The sequence below is a fragment of the Pseudomonas sp. PDM04 genome (assembly GCF_014851765.1).
Taxonomy (GTDB): Bacteria; Pseudomonadota; Gammaproteobacteria; order Pseudomonadales; family Pseudomonadaceae; genus Aquipseudomonas.
Genome location: NZ_JACVAI010000002.1, coordinates 70,755 through 87,710, shown reverse-complemented (window position 1 = coordinate 87,710; position 16,956 = coordinate 70,755). Strand labels below are relative to the sequence as shown.

Below are 16,956 nucleotides of genomic sequence, written 5' to 3'. Positions count from 1 at the left end.
TCAAACCTCCCGCTCGAAATGAGCGAGGCGCTGGCTGATGTCGCTGCGGGCTTCGCGGATCTGGCGTTCGTCCTGGGTGTCGAGCATCTGCTGGAAGTAGTGCGCCAGTCTGGCAATGTGCTCCCGGCCATCGCCCAGGGTTTCCTGATACAGGCGATCGAGTCGGGCCAGCAGCAGTGTATTGATCTGCTGATCGCGGGGGTGCACTTTCAACGCTTCCAGGGCGGCCAGTCGCGTGGCAATTTCCTCCGGGGCCAATACGCCCGGGTTGTTCTCGATGACCAGCCGACGGGTTTCACCGTTGATCGGCAAGTGCACCTGGGCTTCAAGCAAACCGTTGTTGTCGTAGGTGAAGCGCACGTCCAGCTCGACTTCGCCAGCCTTGCATGGCGGCACCGGGATTTCCAGTTCCCCCAGGAAAATGTTGTGACTCACCAGCCGACTTTCGCCCTGATAAATGCCCAGATGGACCACTTTCTGGTTGTCGCTGAGGGTGAACACGGTGCGGGAACGGCTCACCGGCACCACGGTGTTGCGCTCGATGATCGGCAGGTAGTGCCCGCTCTGGAAACCGGCACCTTGCTGCACCGAGGTCTCGATCCCCAGGGTGTAGGGGCAGACATCGGTCAGCACCACTTCTTCAAGGGAGGCATGGCGTGCCTGAAGCGCTGCCTGAATGGCTGCTCCCTGAGCGACCACTTCATCCGGGTTGAGCTGCATCGCCGGGATTCGCCCGAACAGCGTGGCAACCAGCTTGCGCACCAGCGGCATGCGCGTCGTGCCGCCCACCAGGAGAATTTCGTTGAGGTCCGCGACCTTGATCCGGGCGTCGCGCAGGGCGCGTTCGATGGGCGCGCGCAGACGGTCCAGCAGCGGGCGGGTGATCTCCGCCAGGTCGCCCTGGGTCAGCTCGAGGCTCCATTCGCGCGATTGCTCGCGAAGGCTGAAGCGTGCGACCTGCGCCTGTCCCAGGGCGTGGCGAACCTGTTGCGCTTCATGGCGCAAGCGCTGGGCAATGGCGGGGAGGGTGGTGTCGGGCAGGTCAGCCTTGCCGATTTTGCCAATGAAGTGCTCCACCAGCAGGTCGTCGAAGTCTTCACCGCCGAGGAAGTTGTCCCCCGCGCTGGCGCGCACTTCCATGACCCCTTCGAACAGCTCCAGGATCGACACGTCAAAGGTGCCGCCGCCGAGGTCGAACACCAGGAAAGTCGCCTCGTTGCGCTGTTCCAGGCCGTAGGCGAGGGCGGCGGCGGTCGGTTCGTTGATCAGCTTTTCGATTTTCAGCCCAGCCAATTCGCCGGCGATCCGCGTCGCCTTGCGCTGCGCGTCGCTGAAATACGCCGGCACGCTGATCACCGCTTCGAGGACAGGCACGCCCAGGGCGCGCTCGGCGTCGGCCTTGAGGCTGCGCAGGAGCATTGCCGAGAGTTCTTCGGCACGGTAGGCGCGTCCGCCGAGCCGGGTTTCACGGGCGCTGCCCATGTAGCGCTTGAACAGCGACGCGGTCAGGTGCGGGTGGGTGTGCAAGCGCTCGCGGGCGATGTCTCCGACGACCAGTTGACCCTGGTCGTCGAGGCCAACGACGCTAGGCGTCAGGAGGTTGCCCAAGGCGTTTGGAAGCAGGCGGGCTTGTTCGCCATCCCAGGCCGCCACGAGGCTGTTGGTGGTGCCCAGGTCGATGCCGATGATCACAGTCACTTTTCCTTTAATGACGCGGCCGGACAACAGGGCGCCGGGGTCGCAGGTCAATCATTTGTACCGCCGGTACGCAGATCCATGGCCGGGATTATCGGCAGGACGGGTGCCAGCTTGAGTCGAGCGGGATGTCTCGGGAATGCTCGGTAGAGGCACATGGCTATTATCCAGAAATGGCGTGTTGAGCTCCAGTCGTTCCTGTGACGATGCGCTTCATCCCGTCGGATTGTTTTATCGGCTTGACTGCCGAACCGCCGACCGTCCGAGGAGCCGGCGCTATCGAACGGATCGTCTAGAGTTGCCTGAACAACGGCCCGAAGGTCGATGCGCCGAGCCGTCAATGGAATCCGCAATGATGTGAATCATTGGAGGAGGTTGTCATGAATCCCCGCAAGATACTGGCCGTCATGCTGGTCACGACGAGCCTGCTCGGCTGCACCCATTCATCCAGCGAATCGGTCAATCTGCCTTTGGCGGGGACCCACAGGAATGCGGGTCAGGTCGGCCGGGTGACGTTGACCGACGTGAACAGTCAAACCAATCTCAACGTCTACATCACCGGCGTGCCGACCGGCAGCCTGCTGCCACCGCGGATTTTCACCTTCATCAACAAGGGCAGTTGCCAGCAACCCGGGGCAACGGCGTACGCCTTGAACGATCAGGTCAACACCAGAAGCGACGCCGGCACCAAGGGCTGGAGTTTCTACAGAACCGCACCGGTGCCACTGGCCACCTTGCTGGCCGGCGGGTATTCGATCGTCTTGCGCAGCGCCCCCTCGGACGGCGACACCGATATCTTTTGCGGCGATATCGCAGCCCCCACCCGCAACTGATCGCCAACCTGCAGGACTCGATCTTTTGTGGGCGCGAGCCTGCTCGCGAAGGTCGCCAACGAAAACGCTGGTCGCCTGATACCCCGCAGTGGGGTGTTGCTCAATCTGTTAGTGTGGGCGGCCGAACTGGCAACCGTCACCTGCGCATGAACCACCGCCCCAGCCTCCATCCCGTTACTGTCACCGACATCCCCGAAGTCCTGGCCTTCACTCTCCAGGCCCGCGCCGAGCTGTTTCCCAAACTCAGCGCTGCCGGCATGCCGGCGGACCTGGAACATTTCGAAGCCGTCTACCTTCACGGGGATGGCCGCTTCCTGGTCGCGCGGTTCGAGGGACAAGTGGTCGCGGCGGTGGGCTACCGGCCTTACGACGGGCGCTTTTCTCAATTGAAATACCAGGGTGTGAAAGTGGTGGAGGTGGTCCGTCTGTTCGTGCTGCCGCGGTTCCGTCGCAGCGGTCTGGCGGCCGAGTTGTACCGCGCCCTGACCGCGCTGGCGCAAGCCGATGGCGTCGAGGTGATCTACCTGCACACCCATCCGTTTCTACCCGGCGCGATCGACTTCTGGGTTCGCCAGGGTTTCGAGATCATCGACATCGAAGCCGATCCGGTCTGGCAAACCACCCACATGCAGCAGCGCGTTATCAGGTAGAGCGCAAGCGCAAGATCGGCGCACCGTCGAACGGGTCCGTCAGGTAGTGCGCCTGCACGCCAAAGGTGTCTTGCAAACATTGCGGCGTCAGCACCTCCAGGGGCTTGCCGAGTGCCACCAGCCGACCCCGATCCAGCACGGCCAGGCGGTCACAGCTCAACGCCTGATTGAGGTCATGCAAGGCGATCAGGGTGGTCACCGGCAAAGACTGCACCCCCTTCAGGATCGCCAGTTGATGTTGGATATCCAGGTGATTGGTCGGCTCGTCCAGCAGCAGGATCTGCGGGCGTTGGGCGAGGGCCCGTGCGATGTGCACGCGCTGGCGCTCACCTCCGGAGAGGCTGCGCCAGGTGCGTTGGCGCAGGTGCGTGGCATCGACGTCCTGCAAAGCCTGGCGCACGATGGCGTCATCGTCGTCCGACCACGGGCTCAAGGCTGACAGCCAGGGCGTACGGCCCAGCGCCACGGCATCGAACACCCGAATGGCTTCGTCCGTGTCGGCCTGTTGTTCCACCACCGCCAGTTGCTGCGCGATGCTACGGCGCGACAATTCGCTCAAGCGTTGGCCACCCAGGCGGACTTCGCCGGTCGCCGGCGTGCGCAAACCGGCGAGCAGTCTGAGCAAGGTGGATTTGCCGGATCCATTCGGCCCGACGATGCCCAGGGTTTCGCCGAGTTGCACCTCAAGGTGAATATCGTTCAGCAACTCGGCGTCACGCACGCGAAAGCCAAGGCCGGAACAGCTCAGTACCCACGCACTCATCGGGCATTCCTCCGACCGATCAGAATCAGCGCAAACACCGGCGCCCCTACCAGCGCGGTAATCACCCCGACCGGAATCACCTGGCCCTTGATCAAGGTCCGTGACAACACGTCCGCCGCAATCAGAAACAGCGCACCGCCCAGGGCACTGGCTGGCAACAACCGCGAATGCCCGGTGCCGAGCATCAGGCGTGCGGCATGGGGAATCACCAACCCGACAAACCCGATGGAGCCAACGATCGACACCATCACCGCCGTTACCAGTGCGGCACAGCCGATCAACACCAACTGCACCCGGCGTACCGCAATCCCCAGCGACGCTGCCGAGTCGGCGCCAAAGGTAAACGCATCCAAAGCCCGCCGGTGCCACAGACACACGACCAGCCCAGCGACGGCCACCGGCACTGCCAGCCACACCGACGGCCAGCGCACGCCACTGAGGTTGCCCAGCAACCAGAACAGAATGCCCCGCGCCTGTTCGGAACTGGCCGACTTGGTGATGAGAAACGCCGTCAGGGCATTGAACAATTGCGAGCCGGCGATGCCCGCCAGAATGATCTGACCGGTGCCGTTGGCAGACCCGCTGACCCGCGCCAACACCACCACCAGCGCAAACGCGGCCATGGCCCCGACAAATGCCCCGGCCGACAGTGTCAGCAACCCGGCCCCGACACCGAGCAATGCCACCAGCACCGCGCCGGTGGAGGCGCCGGCACTGATCCCCAGCAAATACGGGTCGGCCAACGGGTTGCGCAGCAACGACTGCAGGATCACCCCGCAGGTCGCCAGCCCGGCCCCGCAGGCGGCAGCCACCAGGGCGCGGGTCAGGCGGTAGTTCCAGACGATGCCTTCATCGATGGGGTTGAGCGTGTAACCTGCGCCCCACACTTTGTTAGCCAGCACCTGGAGCACCACGCCCGGATCGATGGGCGTTTCACCGATGGCCACCCCGGCGAGCACCGCCATCAACAGCAACAACAACGCGAGCAGGGTGCGAATCAGGCGGGCGGTCATTTCGGCAGGTCGTAGCCGTCGATGGCGCTGGCCAGTTGTTCGAGGCCATCGAACATCCGCGCGCTGGCCTGCAGGGCCATGGCGTCGAGAATGATGATGCGGTTGTGCTTCACTGCGTCCATGTTGCGGGTGACCGGGTCGTTGCGCAGGAACGCCAGTTTCTTCTCATGGTCATCGGCCGGGAAACGGCGACGGTCCATGCGTGCAATTACCAGGAAGGTCGGGTTGGCCTTGGCAATGGTTTCCCAGCCCACGGTCGGCCATTCCTCATCGGACTCCACCACGTTGCGGATACCCAGGGTGCCAAGCATGAAATCCGGAATGCCCTTGTGCCCGGCCACAAACGGATCGACGTGCAGGTCGGTGCTGGAGAACCACACCAGCGCACTGGCCTGCTTCACGCCTTTTTCCTGCACCTTGGCCACGGAGGCGGCCAGTTTTCCCTTGAGCTGCGCGACCCATTGTTCGCCGCGCGCCTGCACGTCGAAAATCTGCGCCAGTTGCTCGATGCTCTTGTAGATCGTGTCGATGCGGAACGGCTCCAGACGCGTGCCGTCGGCGCCCTTCCGGTTGTCCTTGCCTTCACAGTCGGACGGCAGCAGGTAGGTCGGAATCTTTAACTCGTGAAACTGCTCGCGGGTGCCCACCGCGCCTTGCGGCCCGACCATCCACTCGAACTCCACGGTCACCAGCTCCGGACGCTGGCCGATCACCGCTTCAAAACTCGGCTCGTTGTTCGCCAGGCGTTCGATTTTGTCGTTTTGCGCCTTGTATGCCGGCAACACGTCGTTGAACCACAGCGAAGTCGCAACCACCTTGTCGCCCAGGCCCAAGCCGTACAGCATCTCGGTGCCGGCCTGGCCGATGGTCACAGTGCGAGTGGGCGCCTGCGGGAAGGTGAGGGGGCTGCCGCAGTTGTCGATCGTCAGCGGGTACTGGGTCGGGGCGGCGTGCGCCAGGGCACACAGGCCCAAACCGGTGAACAGCGCGGCAAGGCGGGGCAACAGCATGATGCAATCTCCATGGGGACCGTACTTGAAACGGGCGCGGTACGGGTCTGGAAACACACCATCAAACGCTGCGGTATAAGCAGGGCAAGGCCGGTCGGCAACGGATGTCCTCCCCGGACACCCCGCCGGTTAGTGATTCAGCTGGCCGGCAGGTCTCCTGACTGATGCGTCGTCGCCGTGCTCCGGCCTTCCCGGATCTGATCCAGTGGCCATCGAGGAGCGGGCTCAGCACCTACAGTTGCGGGGGCAGTTTCGATTGACGCCGGATACGGCGTTTCGAATTCCCTGTTAGTCCCGTTCGGGAACCGGCGGCGTATGGTAGTCGATCATGCGGCCGAGGGGGAGCGTGGTTTTTTACTCCGGGCGCTGGTGAACTTTTTGCGGGTCGCCACGCGTCAAAGTTTCAAATAACCCCAGACAGGAAGCGATCATGACCTACACCTTTTTCATCTTTCTCCTGGCCAGCGCGGCGGCCGCCAGCACCGGCATGTTCTTCAAGCCGGGTGAATGGTACCGATCGCTGGTCAAACCGAGCTTCACACCGCCCGACTGGTTGTTCCCGGTCGCCTGGACGATCATCTACCTGCTGCTTGCCTGGGCCGGCTACCGACTGACCCTGATCCCCGGCAGTCAGGAAGTGCTGGCATTGTGGGCGGCGCAGATTGCGCTCAACACGCTGTGGACGCCGGTCTTTTTCGGCGCGCAACGCGTGTTCGCGGGGATGGTGATTCTGGTGCTGCTGTGGCTGGTGGTCGCGGCCATGGTAGTGCTGGCTCTGCGCCTGGACGTGATCACCGGGCTGATCCTGTTCCCTTATCTGGTGTGGCTGTGCGTCGCTGCCGCACTCAACTTTGCCATCCTGCGCAACAACCCGCGATAGTTTGTTACGCGATGTAAGAGCTGGAGTGCTCGGGACGTGATTTATCCGCGTCCCTGAAACTGGCCGTGAGCGTTGGCAACCCGAGTCAGCCGGGGCCTTACGTGGTCAGGGTCAAAGTGCCTGAAGGCTTGAAGCTCATGCCCCACGCGCATCCGGAAGATCGCATCTACACCGTGATTTCCGGTGTGTTCTACATCGGCCAGGTGAGTCTGTCCGGCCCTGTTTGCCAGTGCTGGCGAGCAGGGCCTGCACGATCAGGCGCGCAGTGAGGAAAACGGCAGGCGAGTCGACTTGAAGAACTCGTACATCCGGGCCGTCAGACCGATAGCCGCTGATTCGCGACGCTGGCTGACGATCATCCGGCCGATTTCAAAGCCCAGCACGATCGCATCTTCGCGCGATACATACAGAAGCGAAGGTGTCTCGCGCGCATCCCTGATCTCTTCGCCATCCAGCCAGATGGAAATTGTGCTGGTGTGATGCGTTTGCACACTGCCGGTATTGCTCGGGTTTGCAGTCACAGGGCCGAAGGTTTCGACGATGATATCGTGGCCCAGGTAGGTCTCTTTCTGGATAACGGTTGCGAGCTTCGCGGTCATTCGTGCTTTCCATAGCGTTAAAACAATTCATGGGCGCCAAGATACTGGAAAATCTGTGCAGTGCCAAATTGATATCACTGCGGATCCTGCGTTGGCAATATCAAGCAAAACAAATCGGTATCAGCTTCTGCGTTACCTCTGTGTGGGAGCGAGCCCGCTCGCGATGAAAGCTAATGCATTCATCCTGGCAAATATGCGCATTGATCGTTCCACTGGGTGATTACGACCCTGTCCTCCGTGACTCGACCGGATCCAACTGATCCAGCGTCCGATTGAACGCCAGCTCGGCCAGCATGATTGACGAACAATACAGGCAATGTCAGCGCTTTGAGCCTGGATGATCAGTAGCGGTAACCGACATTGACCATGACCGCGGCGCCGCCCAGGACGACCAGCTCGGCACCCACGGGGCCGTAATAGGTGCCAACGGCGGGAATGATCACCGGCGCGACGCCCAGGTTGTTCAGTGGAATCCGGTCCTTGTATTTGCCTTTGTACCCGTGGAGCAGCCCGCCACTGAGCTTGACGTAGACCGGATATTGCTCGGCGTTCCAGCGATGGCCGTAATAGGCGTAGTAGGAGCGCTGGTCGAAGGAGTTTTTAAACGTTGCGCCTCCCCACAGCGAGCCGTCGGCGCGGTTGCGTTCGACACTGATCAGCTTTTGACGATTGTTGTGGTCCGGGTCGCTTTTCCAGTGTTTGGTGTAGGCACTCGTCTGGAAATACCAGAAGTCGCCATTCATGGCGAAGGTGCCCGGGCTGATGAAGAATGTGCCAAGCAAGAGCAGTAGAGGTTTCATTGATCACCATTTTTCTGCGGCCAAGGGTGGGGATGCCGAGAAATCTTGCCATCGAAAAGGGGGATCAACCGGCTGTTTGATTTACCGGGTATTGCTGCCGGGTGCAGATGGAAATGGTCTGTAACAAGCTGATTTATTTGGAAAAATTCTTCGCGCCCGCCACGCACAGAATCACCGCCACGGTCACGGCCACCATCCCCGGGCTGACTTGCTCATGCAGCAGTCCCGCCGCCAGCGCCAAGCCAAAAAACGGCTGCAACAGTTGCAGTTGTCCCACCGCCGCAATCCCGCCCTGGGCCAGCCCGCGATACCAGAACACAAAGCCGATCAGCATGCTGAACAGCGAAACGTAACCCAGGCTGAACCACGCCGGCAGGCTGATCCCGCTGAACGAGGCGGGCGCGCGCCAGGCGCTCAGCAGCGTCATGGCCGGTAACGACAACACCAGCGCCCAGCAAATCACCTGCCAGCCACCCAGTGTTCGCGACAGCTTTGCCCCTTCGGCGTAGCCCAGGCCGCAGGCGAGAACGGCGAGCAGCATGAGCAGGTCGCCGAGGGGAGAGGCCGCCAGGCCCTGGGAGATTGCGTAGCCCGAGACCAGCAGGCTGCCCAGCACGGAGAACCCCCAAAACGCCGGGCGCGGACGTTCGCCGCCGCGCAGGACGCCGAAGATCGCGGTGGCCAGGGGCAGCAGGCCGATGAAGACGATGGAATGCGCCGACGTCACGTATTGCAGGGCCAGCGCCGTCAGCAGCGGGAATCCCACCACCACGCCGAGGGCGACGATGAGCAGCGGCAGCAGTTGATTGCGCGTTGGGCGTTGTTGCTTGAACAGGCTCAGCAGGCACAGCGCAAGCACGCCGGCCAGGGTGGCGCGGATGACGGTGAGGAACACCGGGTCGAATTCCAGCACCGCGACGCGTGTCGCCGGCAGTGAGCCGCTGAAGATGATGACGCCGATCAGGCCATTGAGCCAGCCGCTGGCGGACTTCTCCCGAGGCTGGGTGTTGAGGTGGGTTGCTCGTTCCATGACGCTCACTCGATGGGGGGTTGAGACGACGGGTTGCCTTGGGCGCATCGTATGACCGAGTATTAAGACAATCAAAAAATTGTCATGGATACATCGTCCTATGCCTCGTTTGCGCTACAAGTCGCTGGTCGACAGCTACGCCGCCGATATCCGTGCGGGACGCCTCGCGCCCGGCACACGCCTGCCGACTCACCGGCAGCTCGCCGCCGAACACGGGTTGGCGCTGGTCACCGCCAGCCGGGTGTATGCCGAGCTGGAGACGATGGGATTGGTCAGTGGCGAAACGGGACGGGGCACGTTCGTGCGGGAGATCTCGCTGCCGGCCGGTCAGGGCGTCAGCCAGCATGTGGTGGCGGTGGGCATGGCCGATCTCAATTTCAACTACCCGTCGTTGCCGGGGCAGGCCGATCTGTTGCGCACGGCGTTGCGCCAACTGGCGTTGTCCGGTGACCTGGAAGCCCATTTGCGTTATCAGCCCCATGGCGGGCGTTTGCATGAGCGGGCATCGATTGCCCGGCACCTGCTGTCACGCGGCCTGAACCTGACAGCGGAGCAGGTCCTGATCGTCAGCGGCGCGCAGCATGGCCTGGCCGTGGCGATGATGGCGTTGCTCAAGCCGGGGGATGTGATTGCGGCGGATGCCTTGACCTATACCGGTTTCAAGGTGCTGGCCGAGTCGCTGCATCTGGAGATTGTGCCGATTCCGGTCACGGAGAACGGGCCGGACCTGGCGGCGCTCGAGGCGCTGTGCCGGCGGCGTTCGGTGCGGGCGGTCTACACCATGCCGACGCTGCACAACCCCTGCGGGTGGGTGATGGATGTGCCGTGGCGGGGGCGTCTGGTGGCGATTGCGCGCCAACATGATCTGTTGATTATCGAAGACGCGGCCTATGCGTTTCTGGTGGAGGAGGCGCCGGTGCCGGTGGCCGAACTGGCGCCGGAGCGCACGGTGTATGTGTCGGGGTTCTCGAAGAATGTCGCCACGGGGCTGCGTGTGGGATTTGTGGCGGCGCCGCTGGACAGGGTGCCGGCCCTGGAACGGGTGATTCGGGCCACGACCTGGAACACCCCCGGCGTGATGACCGCCATTGCCTGCGGCTGGATCGACGATGGGACGGTCGGCCAGCTCGAGGTGCAAAAGCGGGAGGATGCCCAGGCGCGCCAGACGCTGGCCGCTGAGGTGCTGAAGGGACTGCGCTGCATGACTCACCCTTTTTCGTATTTTCTCTGGTTGCCACTGGGCGAAGATGCGCGGGCGGACCAGATTGCGGTGGCGTTGATGCAGGAGCAGGTGGCGGTGTCCACGGCTGAGCCGTTTGCCACGTCGGTGCATGTGCCGCATGCGATCCGGCTGGCGTTGGGTTCGGTGGACATGGATTCATTGCGCGAGGCGCTGATCAAAGTGAAACGGGTGGTCGGCGCGTATTCCTGAGGCATACCGCCGCTCGCACAAAAAGGGCGTCAGTGCTCGGACATTTTCTGTGGGCGTGGGCATTGGGTAGTTTTCTTCAATACGACAATCAGCGGGCTGTTTACCTTGAGCCCCTGGTTCAACTGAAGGGAAGAAAACAACAATGAGTCTGATCATGTCGATGGCCGCGTTTGCCCTGGTGGCGTCGATCACGCCGGGACCGGTGAATATCGTGGCGTTGAGTTCCGGGGCGCAGTTCGGCTTTCGCGCCAGTCAGCGGCACGTGGCCGGAGCGACCCTGGGCTTTGTGCTGCTGCTGGTGTTGATGGGGCTGGGGTTGCATGAGGTGTTGCAGCAATGGCCACAGCTGACACGGATCGTGCAACTGGCCGGTGTGGCGTTTCTGTTGTTCATGGCGTGGAAGCTCGCGTCTGACAACGGTCAGCTCGATGCGAAGGATTCGGCACGGGCGCCGTCGATGGTGTACGGCGCGGTGATGCAATGGCTCAATCCCAAGGCCTGGCTGGCCTGTGTGGCGGGCATGGGTGCGTTCGTCGCCGATGGCGAGGCGCGATTGATCTGGCAGTTTGCGGCGGTGTACCTGGTGATCTGTTACGTATCTGTCGGTTGCTGGGCGTATGCCGGTACCTTCCTGCGCGGTTACCTGAACAACCCGGCGGGCATGCGCCTGTTCAATCGGGTCATGGCGCTGCTGCTGGCCTTGAGCGCGGCGTACCTGTTATTGCCTTAGCCGCGATACTGTCCTGGCGTCGCCGCCAGATGCTGTTTGAACGCGCGCTGGAAATGCGCCTGGTCGGCGAACCCGGCTTCCAGCGCGACGTCGGCGATCAACTGGCCGCTGCGCAGGCGCTCGCGGGCAAACTGAATGCGCCGATTGACCAGAAAGGCGTGGGGCGTCATGCCGTAATGCTGTTTGAACGCGCGGATCAGGTACGACGGCGACAACTGCGCCGCCTCGCAGATGTCTTCGAGCTTGAGCAGACGCGTGCAGTTGTCACGGATGAAGTCGGCTGCGCGCTCGAGTTTGAAGTTCGGTTCGCGCCCAGGCTGATCACCGGGGTTGAGGCGTTGCTGCACCTCGGTGAAGAATTCCACCGCCGCGCTCTGCTTGCGCAGCACGTCCTGCCGGTGGTCGACGAGGATGTCGTACAGGGCGGCCAGGCCGGCAAACAGGCCGGCGTCCTCGGTGTGGGTGACGGCGAAGCGACGAAACGCCAGGTCGTGGCTGAACCCGAGCTGATGCTGCAAATCGGTCAGCCAGGCCGTGTCGACATACAACATCAGGTACGACCAGGGTTGGTCATTGATCGGGTTGCACGCATGGACATCGCCGGGGTTCATCAGCACCACCGTGCCGGTGGCGACCTCAAACGACGATTGCTCATGCAGGTAGGTACTGCGCCCGGCGGTAATCGCGCCGATGGAAAAGTGCTCGTGGGAATGCCGGGTGTAGCAGACCTCGCGGCCGTCGGCGATGGCCCGGGCCTCGATGAAGGGCAGGGCGTCGTCGCGCCAGAAGCGCGGGGCCTTGTCGGTGTTTTTGGCGGTGGGCTTCATCGTCGGTGTCCTCGGCAGATCCGTTGTGCAGTGTAAGCGCTCTGCGACCCATTGCCGATCAGAAATCCCAGCGGGTGGTCAGTTGCAGGCTGCGGGGTTCGCCGTAGAACCCGGTGCCGAAGTTGCCCAGGCCGGTGTAATAAGTCCTGTCGAACAGGTTCTTGACGTTGAGTGTGGTGCTCAAGTGGTCGTTGAAGCGGTAGCGCGCCATGGCGTCGACCAGGGCGTAACTGTGCTGGGTGATCTTCGAAGGCTGGCCGCCATTGATCGGGTCGTTCGGATCGGGCTGCAGCACGTTGCCGAAGAACTCGCTCTGCCAGTTCACGCCTGCGCCGACCGTGAGTTTTTCCAGGGCGCCGGACAAGCGATAGGTGCTGAACAGCCGCACCATCTGCTGCGGCGCGGTGGTTTGCAGGATCGCGCCATAGACGTAATCGCCTCGGGCATCGCGGGTGTGGTTATAGCTGTAGCCGGCCGACAGGTTCCAGCCATCGCGCACTTCGCCGGCCAGTTCCAACTCAAAGCCCTTGGTGACCGCACCTTGCACGGCGCGGTACACCGATTCGCTGTCGACGCCGCTGACGTATTCGGCGAGGTTGTCCTGCTCGATGCGGAACACGGCGAAGCTGGCGTTCAGACGTCCGCCAAAATACTCGGCCTTGATCCCGGCCTCGTAGCTGTTGCCTTGCACCGGGTCGAGCAGCTTGCGTTCGGCGTCCTTGCTCATCTGCGGTTGATAGATCCGCGTGTAGCTGCTGTACAGCGAGTAGCTGTCATCCAGGTCGTAGACCAGCCCGGCGTAGGGCGTGACCACGCCGGTTTGTCGGTAGCTGTCGTGCAAGTCCGGGGTCGCGGGGTCGATATAGTCGATGTCATCGTCGGCACTGAACTGGCTGACACGGGTGCCGAGGATCAGCGCAAGGTCGTCGCTCGGCTTGAGTCGGGTGGCGACATAAAGGCCGGTCTGGCGCCGCACGATGTCGTTGTCGCCTACCTTGGGGATGTCCGGTTTCGCATACTCGCCGTTCCAGTCGTCGATGCTTTCGCCCACCGGGGGGTAGATCGAGCCATGCACCGGGATGTCCTGGCGGGTGCTGATCGACATGAACCCGGCGATCAATTGATGCTCGCGGCCCAGCCAGTTGAAAGGGCCGCTGAAGTTGAGGTCGAGGTTGTCCTGCACCTGATCGCCCTTGAACTTGCCCATGTACATGAACATCCCCTCGCCAGTAGCCGGATCCGGGTTGCCGCCACTGGCCGAGGCGAGGAAGGTGTCGTGCTGGCGGTGCTTGCGGTCGTAGCTGACCTTGAGCGCCCAGTCCTGGGCCAGTTGCTGCTGGACCGAGGCGAACAGCGTCTGGTTGTCGAAGTCGCGGCGGCTCCAGTCGGTGGCGGGGTTGAACGAGCGGGAAAAGTGCGTGCGCGAACCGTCGCTGTTGTACATCGGAAAACCGGTCCAGCTGGCGCCACGGGAGCGGGTGTTCTGCTGGTCGATACCGAGGGTCAGCAAGGTGCCCGGTGTCAGGTCGGCCTCCAGGATGCCATACCCGATGCCACGGGTATTGCGGTAGTGATCCATGTAGGCGCCACGGTCTTGATAGGCACCGACGAAGCGTCCGCGCAGGTTGCCGCTGTCGGTCAGGGGGCCTGCGATGTCGGCGGTGCTGCGCTCATTGTCCCAGGAACCGACGGCAGCGCTGACCGAGGCCTGGAAGGCACGGGTGGGGCGCTTGCGGATCAGGTTGACCGTGGCCGACGGGTCGCCTGAACCGGTCATGAGGCCGGTGGCGCCCTTGATGATCTCAACGCGGTCGAAGGTCACCATGTCGGTGCTGGTGGTGCCGTAGTCATAGACGCCGTCGTAGTCGGTGTTGACGCCGTCGTACTGGAAGTTGGTGATCGGCAGGCCACGGCTGGAAAACTCCCAGCGTTCGCTGTCGTAGTTCTGCACGCTGATACCGGGCACGCGGCGCAACGCGTCGGCGATGCTGGTGGAGCCCTGATCGTCGAGCTGCTGGCGGGTGATGACCGTCACCGATTGCGGCGTCTCCCGCAGGGACAAGGGCAGGCCGGTGGCCGAGGACGTCGAGCCGGTGGTGTAGGCGTGGGTGTTTTCGGTGGTGGCGCCCAGTGCCTGGGCGGCAATGTGGGTCGCGTCCAGCTCCAGGAGACTTTCCTGCGCGACTTTCAGAACATAGCCACGATGGCCCTGGGGGTGCGCTTGCAGGCCGCTGCCCTGGAGCAGTCGTTGCAAACCCTGTTGCTCGGTGAATTCGCCAGTGAGGCCGGGGCTGCGCTTGTCACTGGCGAGGTCGTTGTGGCCGGCGAGGAAGATGCCGGCTTGTTCGGCGAAGCGGTTCAGTACGCTGATCAGCGAACCGGGCGCGATGGCGTAGTAGCGCGCCTGACTGCTGGCGTGTTCCACCGGGGTCTGGGCGTTCGCCGGTGTTGACGCGAGGCTCAGGACGAGTGGTATGGCCAGGGCGAGCAGACGCAAGGAGGTGAAGGCAGTGCGCAAAAAAGATTTCCCTGCTGGTCGGCGATTCAAGGGCTTCACAGGGTTAACCGAACGAGAAGGGTAAAAGGGAACTGCGCTGCCGTTTTTTTTGCCGGGTCATCGTGATGCTCGGGCCGATACGCCTCAAGCGGGACCGACGCTGACCCACCAGGACAGGGTTTTCTCCACGCGAATCGGCAACGCGGCTTCCAGCAGGCTCAACGCCTGATCGGTGTCCTTGAGCGGGAACGAACCCATCACCGGCAGCCCGGCAATCGCCGGATCGCACGCCAGGTGCCCGTGTCGATAGCGACTCAACTCGTCGATCAACTCGCCCAGCGGCAAGTTGTCCGCCAGCAACACGCCCCGGCGCCAGGCTTCACGACCCGCCGCTGCTTCGGTGGAAGCAGGCGTGTGATCTTCCGTGAACGCCAGTTGGCGTCCCGCCTCGACCACTTGCATTTGACCCTGATCGGTACGCACCTCCACCGCGCCTTCATAGACGTTGAGCAAGGTCTGCCGTTGTCGCTGACGCACGCTGAAGCGCGTGCCCAGGGCACGCAGCCGGCCTTGGGCGGTTTGCACCAGGAAAGGTCGGCTGCTGTCTTTGGCAGTGTCGATCAACACTTCTCCGGCGCTTAACAGCAACAGTCGTTGCTGGGTATCGAAGCGTACGTTCAAGGCGCTCAGGGCATTGAGCCAGAGGCGGCTGCCATCGCTGAGCAGGCTTTCGCGGGTCTCGCCGGTGCCGGTCGAGAGGTCGGCGGTCCAGCGGCCGAAAGCGTCCGGCAGCGAGGTTTCACGCCAGGCATTCCAACCCAGCAGGCCACCCGAAGCGAGGATGAGCAAACCCTTGACCGTTTGCCGACGGCTGATCGACGAGCGTGCGGTGTTGCGCAGGACAAAACCGGCGGCCTGATGGTCATCCTGCAGCGCGGCAAAACGCTGGCCGACGCGCTCGACATAACGCCAGGCCGCCTGATGATCGCCACTCTGCGCCAGCCAGGCTTGCCAGCGCTGGCGTTCCTGCTCGCCGACCTGCTGATCGTTGAGCTGCACGTACCACTGCGCCGCCTGCTCGAGGCTGGCGTGGTTGATGCTGTTGGCGGAAGTGGTCGGGGAGGGCATGTGCTTACTCGATCAGCAGGCCGTCGAGCTCGGCCTCGAGCATCGCGCAATGCATCAGCGCCTGGGCCAGGTACTTCTTCACCATGCGCTCGCATACCCCGATTTCCTCGGCGATGTGCTTGTACGGCAGGCCGTGCAATTGGGCGAGGATGAAGGCGTCGCGCACCCGTTGGGGCAGGCGCTGCAGCATGGCGTCCACTTCGTAGAGAGTTTCAACGATGATCGCCCGCTGTTCCGGAGAAGGTTGCACCGCCTGCGGACGTGCGGCCAGGGTCTCCAGCCACGCTTGTTCGAGCTGTCGCCGACGCCAGTGATCGATGCACAGACCCCGGGCGATGGTGGCGAGGTAGGAGCGCTCGCGGGTTTCGCTGTCGAAAATCTGTGGGCGCTTGAGCACCCGGATAAAGGTGTCATGGGCCAGGTCGGCAGCATCGAACGCATTGCTCAAGCGCCGGCGCAGCAGCTCGTGCAGCCAGCGGTGATGAGTGACGTAGAGGTTCTGTACGCTGGAAGAGTCGGCAACCATCATCGTAAGCACGTGTCCCTGGGCGACGAGCGCCTCGGTGCAAATAAGAATTGGTCGCGATTAAAGCAAAAGCCTTGAAGGTGCGCAAATGATATCGATTTGCTTTTGGGTGGGGCGATGGCAATCGTGGTCAATATGACTTGTGAAGCTGTCATTTTGACTTGCCTTCGACGGGGTCAAATTGACCCGCTATGTCCTAAGTAATTGATTTTAATGAATAGCGAACCTGGCACGAATGGTGAAATAACCCACGTACAACTGGTCTGATTCAGGAGTACGAAAAATGTTCGCCTACTTCAACAATCCACATAAAGTTCTGCACCTGTCGAGCGAAGTCCTGATCGCGGGGCTGGCAATGTTGCTGGTGGGGATCTACGGCGCCTACCTCTACAGCGGGCACCTGTCGATCGTGGTCCAGGTCGCGCTGCACGCCATGACCATCGTCGGCCCGACCCTGATCAAGATCGGCTACGTCATGCGCCTGCTGTCGCAACATCGGCTGGGCAAAGGCCTGGCCGGCAAAGTCGCTGCGTAAGCCTGATC

At 62.6% G+C, this 16,956-nt stretch carries 18 protein-coding genes and 1 riboswitch; of the genes, 7 read left to right on the top strand and 11 right to left on the bottom strand.

Annotation, left to right across the window (positions count from 1 at the left end; translation table 11 throughout):
* The gene (locus IB249_RS07200) at window positions 1–1,692 is read right to left on the bottom strand and encodes an Hsp70 family protein (RefSeq protein ID WP_192303040.1); all 1,692 of its coding nucleotides are present in this window, start codon (window positions 1,690–1,692) and stop codon (window positions 1–3) included.
* A 383-nt stretch (window positions 1,693–2,075) separates the two neighbouring features.
* Here IB249_RS07200 and IB249_RS07195 point away from each other — a divergent pair, with 383 nt between their 5' ends.
* Entirely contained in the window at window positions 2,076–2,528 is a 453-nt protein-coding gene (locus tag IB249_RS07195) for a hypothetical protein (protein ID WP_192303038.1), read from the top strand.
* Between the two features lie 146 nt (window positions 2,529–2,674).
* The gene (locus tag IB249_RS07190) at window positions 2,675–3,178 is read left to right on the top strand and encodes a GNAT family N-acetyltransferase (RefSeq protein WP_192303036.1); all 504 of its coding nucleotides are present in this window, start codon (window positions 2,675–2,677) and stop codon (window positions 3,176–3,178) included.
* On the opposite strand, the gene IB249_RS07185 is transcribed toward IB249_RS07190, so the two are convergent.
* Genes IB249_RS07185 through IB249_RS07175 form a run of 3 tightly spaced genes read right to left on the bottom strand, consistent with a single transcriptional unit; the run spans window position 3,171 to window position 5,961 of the window.
* A complete protein-coding gene (locus tag IB249_RS07185) occupies window positions 3,171–3,941 on the bottom strand; it encodes an ABC transporter ATP-binding protein (RefSeq protein WP_192303035.1) in 771 nt (256 codons plus the stop codon). The two genes, IB249_RS07190 and IB249_RS07185, sit on opposite strands and share 8 nt — an antisense overlap.
* The gene (locus IB249_RS07180; protein WP_192304805.1) at window positions 3,938–4,942 is read right to left on the bottom strand and encodes a FecCD family ABC transporter permease; all 1,005 of its coding nucleotides are present in this window, start codon (window positions 4,940–4,942) and stop codon (window positions 3,938–3,940) included. The genes IB249_RS07185 and IB249_RS07180 overlap by 4 nt, the downstream gene beginning before the upstream one ends.
* Window positions 4,943–4,950: 8 nt before the next feature.
* Window positions 4,951–5,961, bottom strand: a complete 1,011-nt coding sequence (locus IB249_RS07175) for an ABC transporter substrate-binding protein (protein WP_192304807.1) — start codon at window positions 5,959–5,961, stop codon at window positions 4,951–4,953.
* Between the two features lie 132 nt (window positions 5,962–6,093).
* A riboswitch (cobalamin riboswitch) is annotated at window positions 6,094–6,289 on the bottom strand.
* 105 nt (window positions 6,290–6,394) lie between these two features.
* Between IB249_RS07175 and tspO the strand changes: the two genes are divergently transcribed.
* Together tspO and IB249_RS07165 are read left to right on the top strand one after the other, a co-directional pair.
* Window positions 6,395–6,844: a tryptophan-rich sensory protein TspO gene (gene tspO / locus IB249_RS07170; RefSeq protein ID WP_192303033.1), complete on the top strand. Its 450-nt coding sequence runs from the start codon at window positions 6,395–6,397 to the stop codon at window positions 6,842–6,844.
* Window positions 6,845–6,909: 65 nt separating this feature from the next.
* Window positions 6,910–7,113, top strand: a complete 204-nt coding sequence (locus tag IB249_RS07165) for a cupin domain-containing protein (RefSeq protein ID WP_225606869.1) — start codon at window positions 6,910–6,912, stop codon at window positions 7,111–7,113.
* Here IB249_RS07165 and IB249_RS07160 read toward each other — a convergent pair.
* The 3 genes from IB249_RS07160 to IB249_RS07150 form a co-directional block, all read right to left on the bottom strand.
* Window positions 7,099–7,443: a hypothetical protein gene (locus IB249_RS07160; protein ID WP_192303031.1), complete on the bottom strand. Its 345-nt coding sequence runs from the start codon at window positions 7,441–7,443 to the stop codon at window positions 7,099–7,101. The genes IB249_RS07165 and IB249_RS07160 overlap by 15 nt on opposite strands.
* Before the next feature lie 341 nt (window positions 7,444–7,784).
* Window positions 7,785–8,243, bottom strand: a complete 459-nt coding sequence (locus IB249_RS07155) for a sn-glycerol-3-phosphate transporter (protein WP_192303029.1) — start codon at window positions 8,241–8,243, stop codon at window positions 7,785–7,787.
* A gap of 133 nt (window positions 8,244–8,376) precedes the next feature.
* Window positions 8,377–9,273 (bottom strand): DMT family transporter, encoded by an 897-nt coding sequence (locus IB249_RS07150; protein WP_192303027.1) that lies wholly within the window; start codon window positions 9,271–9,273, stop codon window positions 8,377–8,379.
* Between the two features lie 100 nt (window positions 9,274–9,373).
* On the opposite strand from IB249_RS07150, the gene IB249_RS07145 reads away from it, so the two are divergent.
* Together IB249_RS07145 and IB249_RS07140 are read left to right on the top strand one after the other, a co-directional pair.
* Complete coding sequence (locus tag IB249_RS07145) at window positions 9,374–10,705, top strand: PLP-dependent aminotransferase family protein (protein WP_192303025.1); 1,332 nt, start codon at window positions 9,374–9,376, stop codon at window positions 10,703–10,705.
* Between the two features lie 142 nt (window positions 10,706–10,847).
* On the top strand, window positions 10,848–11,435 hold the full coding sequence (locus IB249_RS07140; RefSeq protein WP_192303023.1) for a LysE family translocator: 588 nt from the start codon (window positions 10,848–10,850) through the stop codon (window positions 11,433–11,435).
* Here IB249_RS07140 and IB249_RS07135 read toward each other — a convergent pair.
* The 4 genes from IB249_RS07135 to IB249_RS07120 all read right to left on the bottom strand — a co-directional run bounded on the left by IB249_RS07135 (window position 11,432) and on the right by IB249_RS07120 (window position 16,416).
* Window positions 11,432–12,262, bottom strand: coding sequence for a helix-turn-helix transcriptional regulator (locus IB249_RS07135; protein ID WP_192303021.1), 831 nt, complete (start codon window positions 12,260–12,262; stop codon window positions 11,432–11,434). The two genes, IB249_RS07140 and IB249_RS07135, sit on opposite strands and share 4 nt — an antisense overlap.
* A 58-nt stretch (window positions 12,263–12,320) precedes the next feature.
* Window positions 12,321–14,726, bottom strand: a complete 2,406-nt coding sequence (locus IB249_RS07130) for a TonB-dependent siderophore receptor (RefSeq protein WP_412547995.1) — start codon at window positions 14,724–14,726, stop codon at window positions 12,321–12,323.
* Window positions 14,727–14,903: 177 nt separating this feature from the next.
* Window positions 14,904–15,887, bottom strand: a complete 984-nt coding sequence (locus IB249_RS07125) for a FecR domain-containing protein (RefSeq protein ID WP_192303018.1) — start codon at window positions 15,885–15,887, stop codon at window positions 14,904–14,906.
* A gap of 4 nt (window positions 15,888–15,891) precedes the next feature.
* Window positions 15,892–16,416 carry a sigma-70 family RNA polymerase sigma factor gene (locus IB249_RS07120; protein WP_192303016.1) on the bottom strand — a complete coding sequence of 175 codons (525 nt, stop codon included), beginning with the start codon at window positions 16,414–16,416 and terminating at the stop codon, window positions 15,892–15,894.
* Between the two features lie 280 nt (window positions 16,417–16,696).
* Here IB249_RS07120 and IB249_RS07115 point away from each other — a divergent pair, with 280 nt between their 5' ends.
* Window positions 16,697–16,948: a transmembrane sensor/regulator PpyR gene (locus tag IB249_RS07115; RefSeq protein WP_192303014.1), complete on the top strand. Its 252-nt coding sequence runs from the start codon at window positions 16,697–16,699 to the stop codon at window positions 16,946–16,948.
* The last annotated feature ends 8 nt before the right edge of the window (window positions 16,949–16,956 follow it).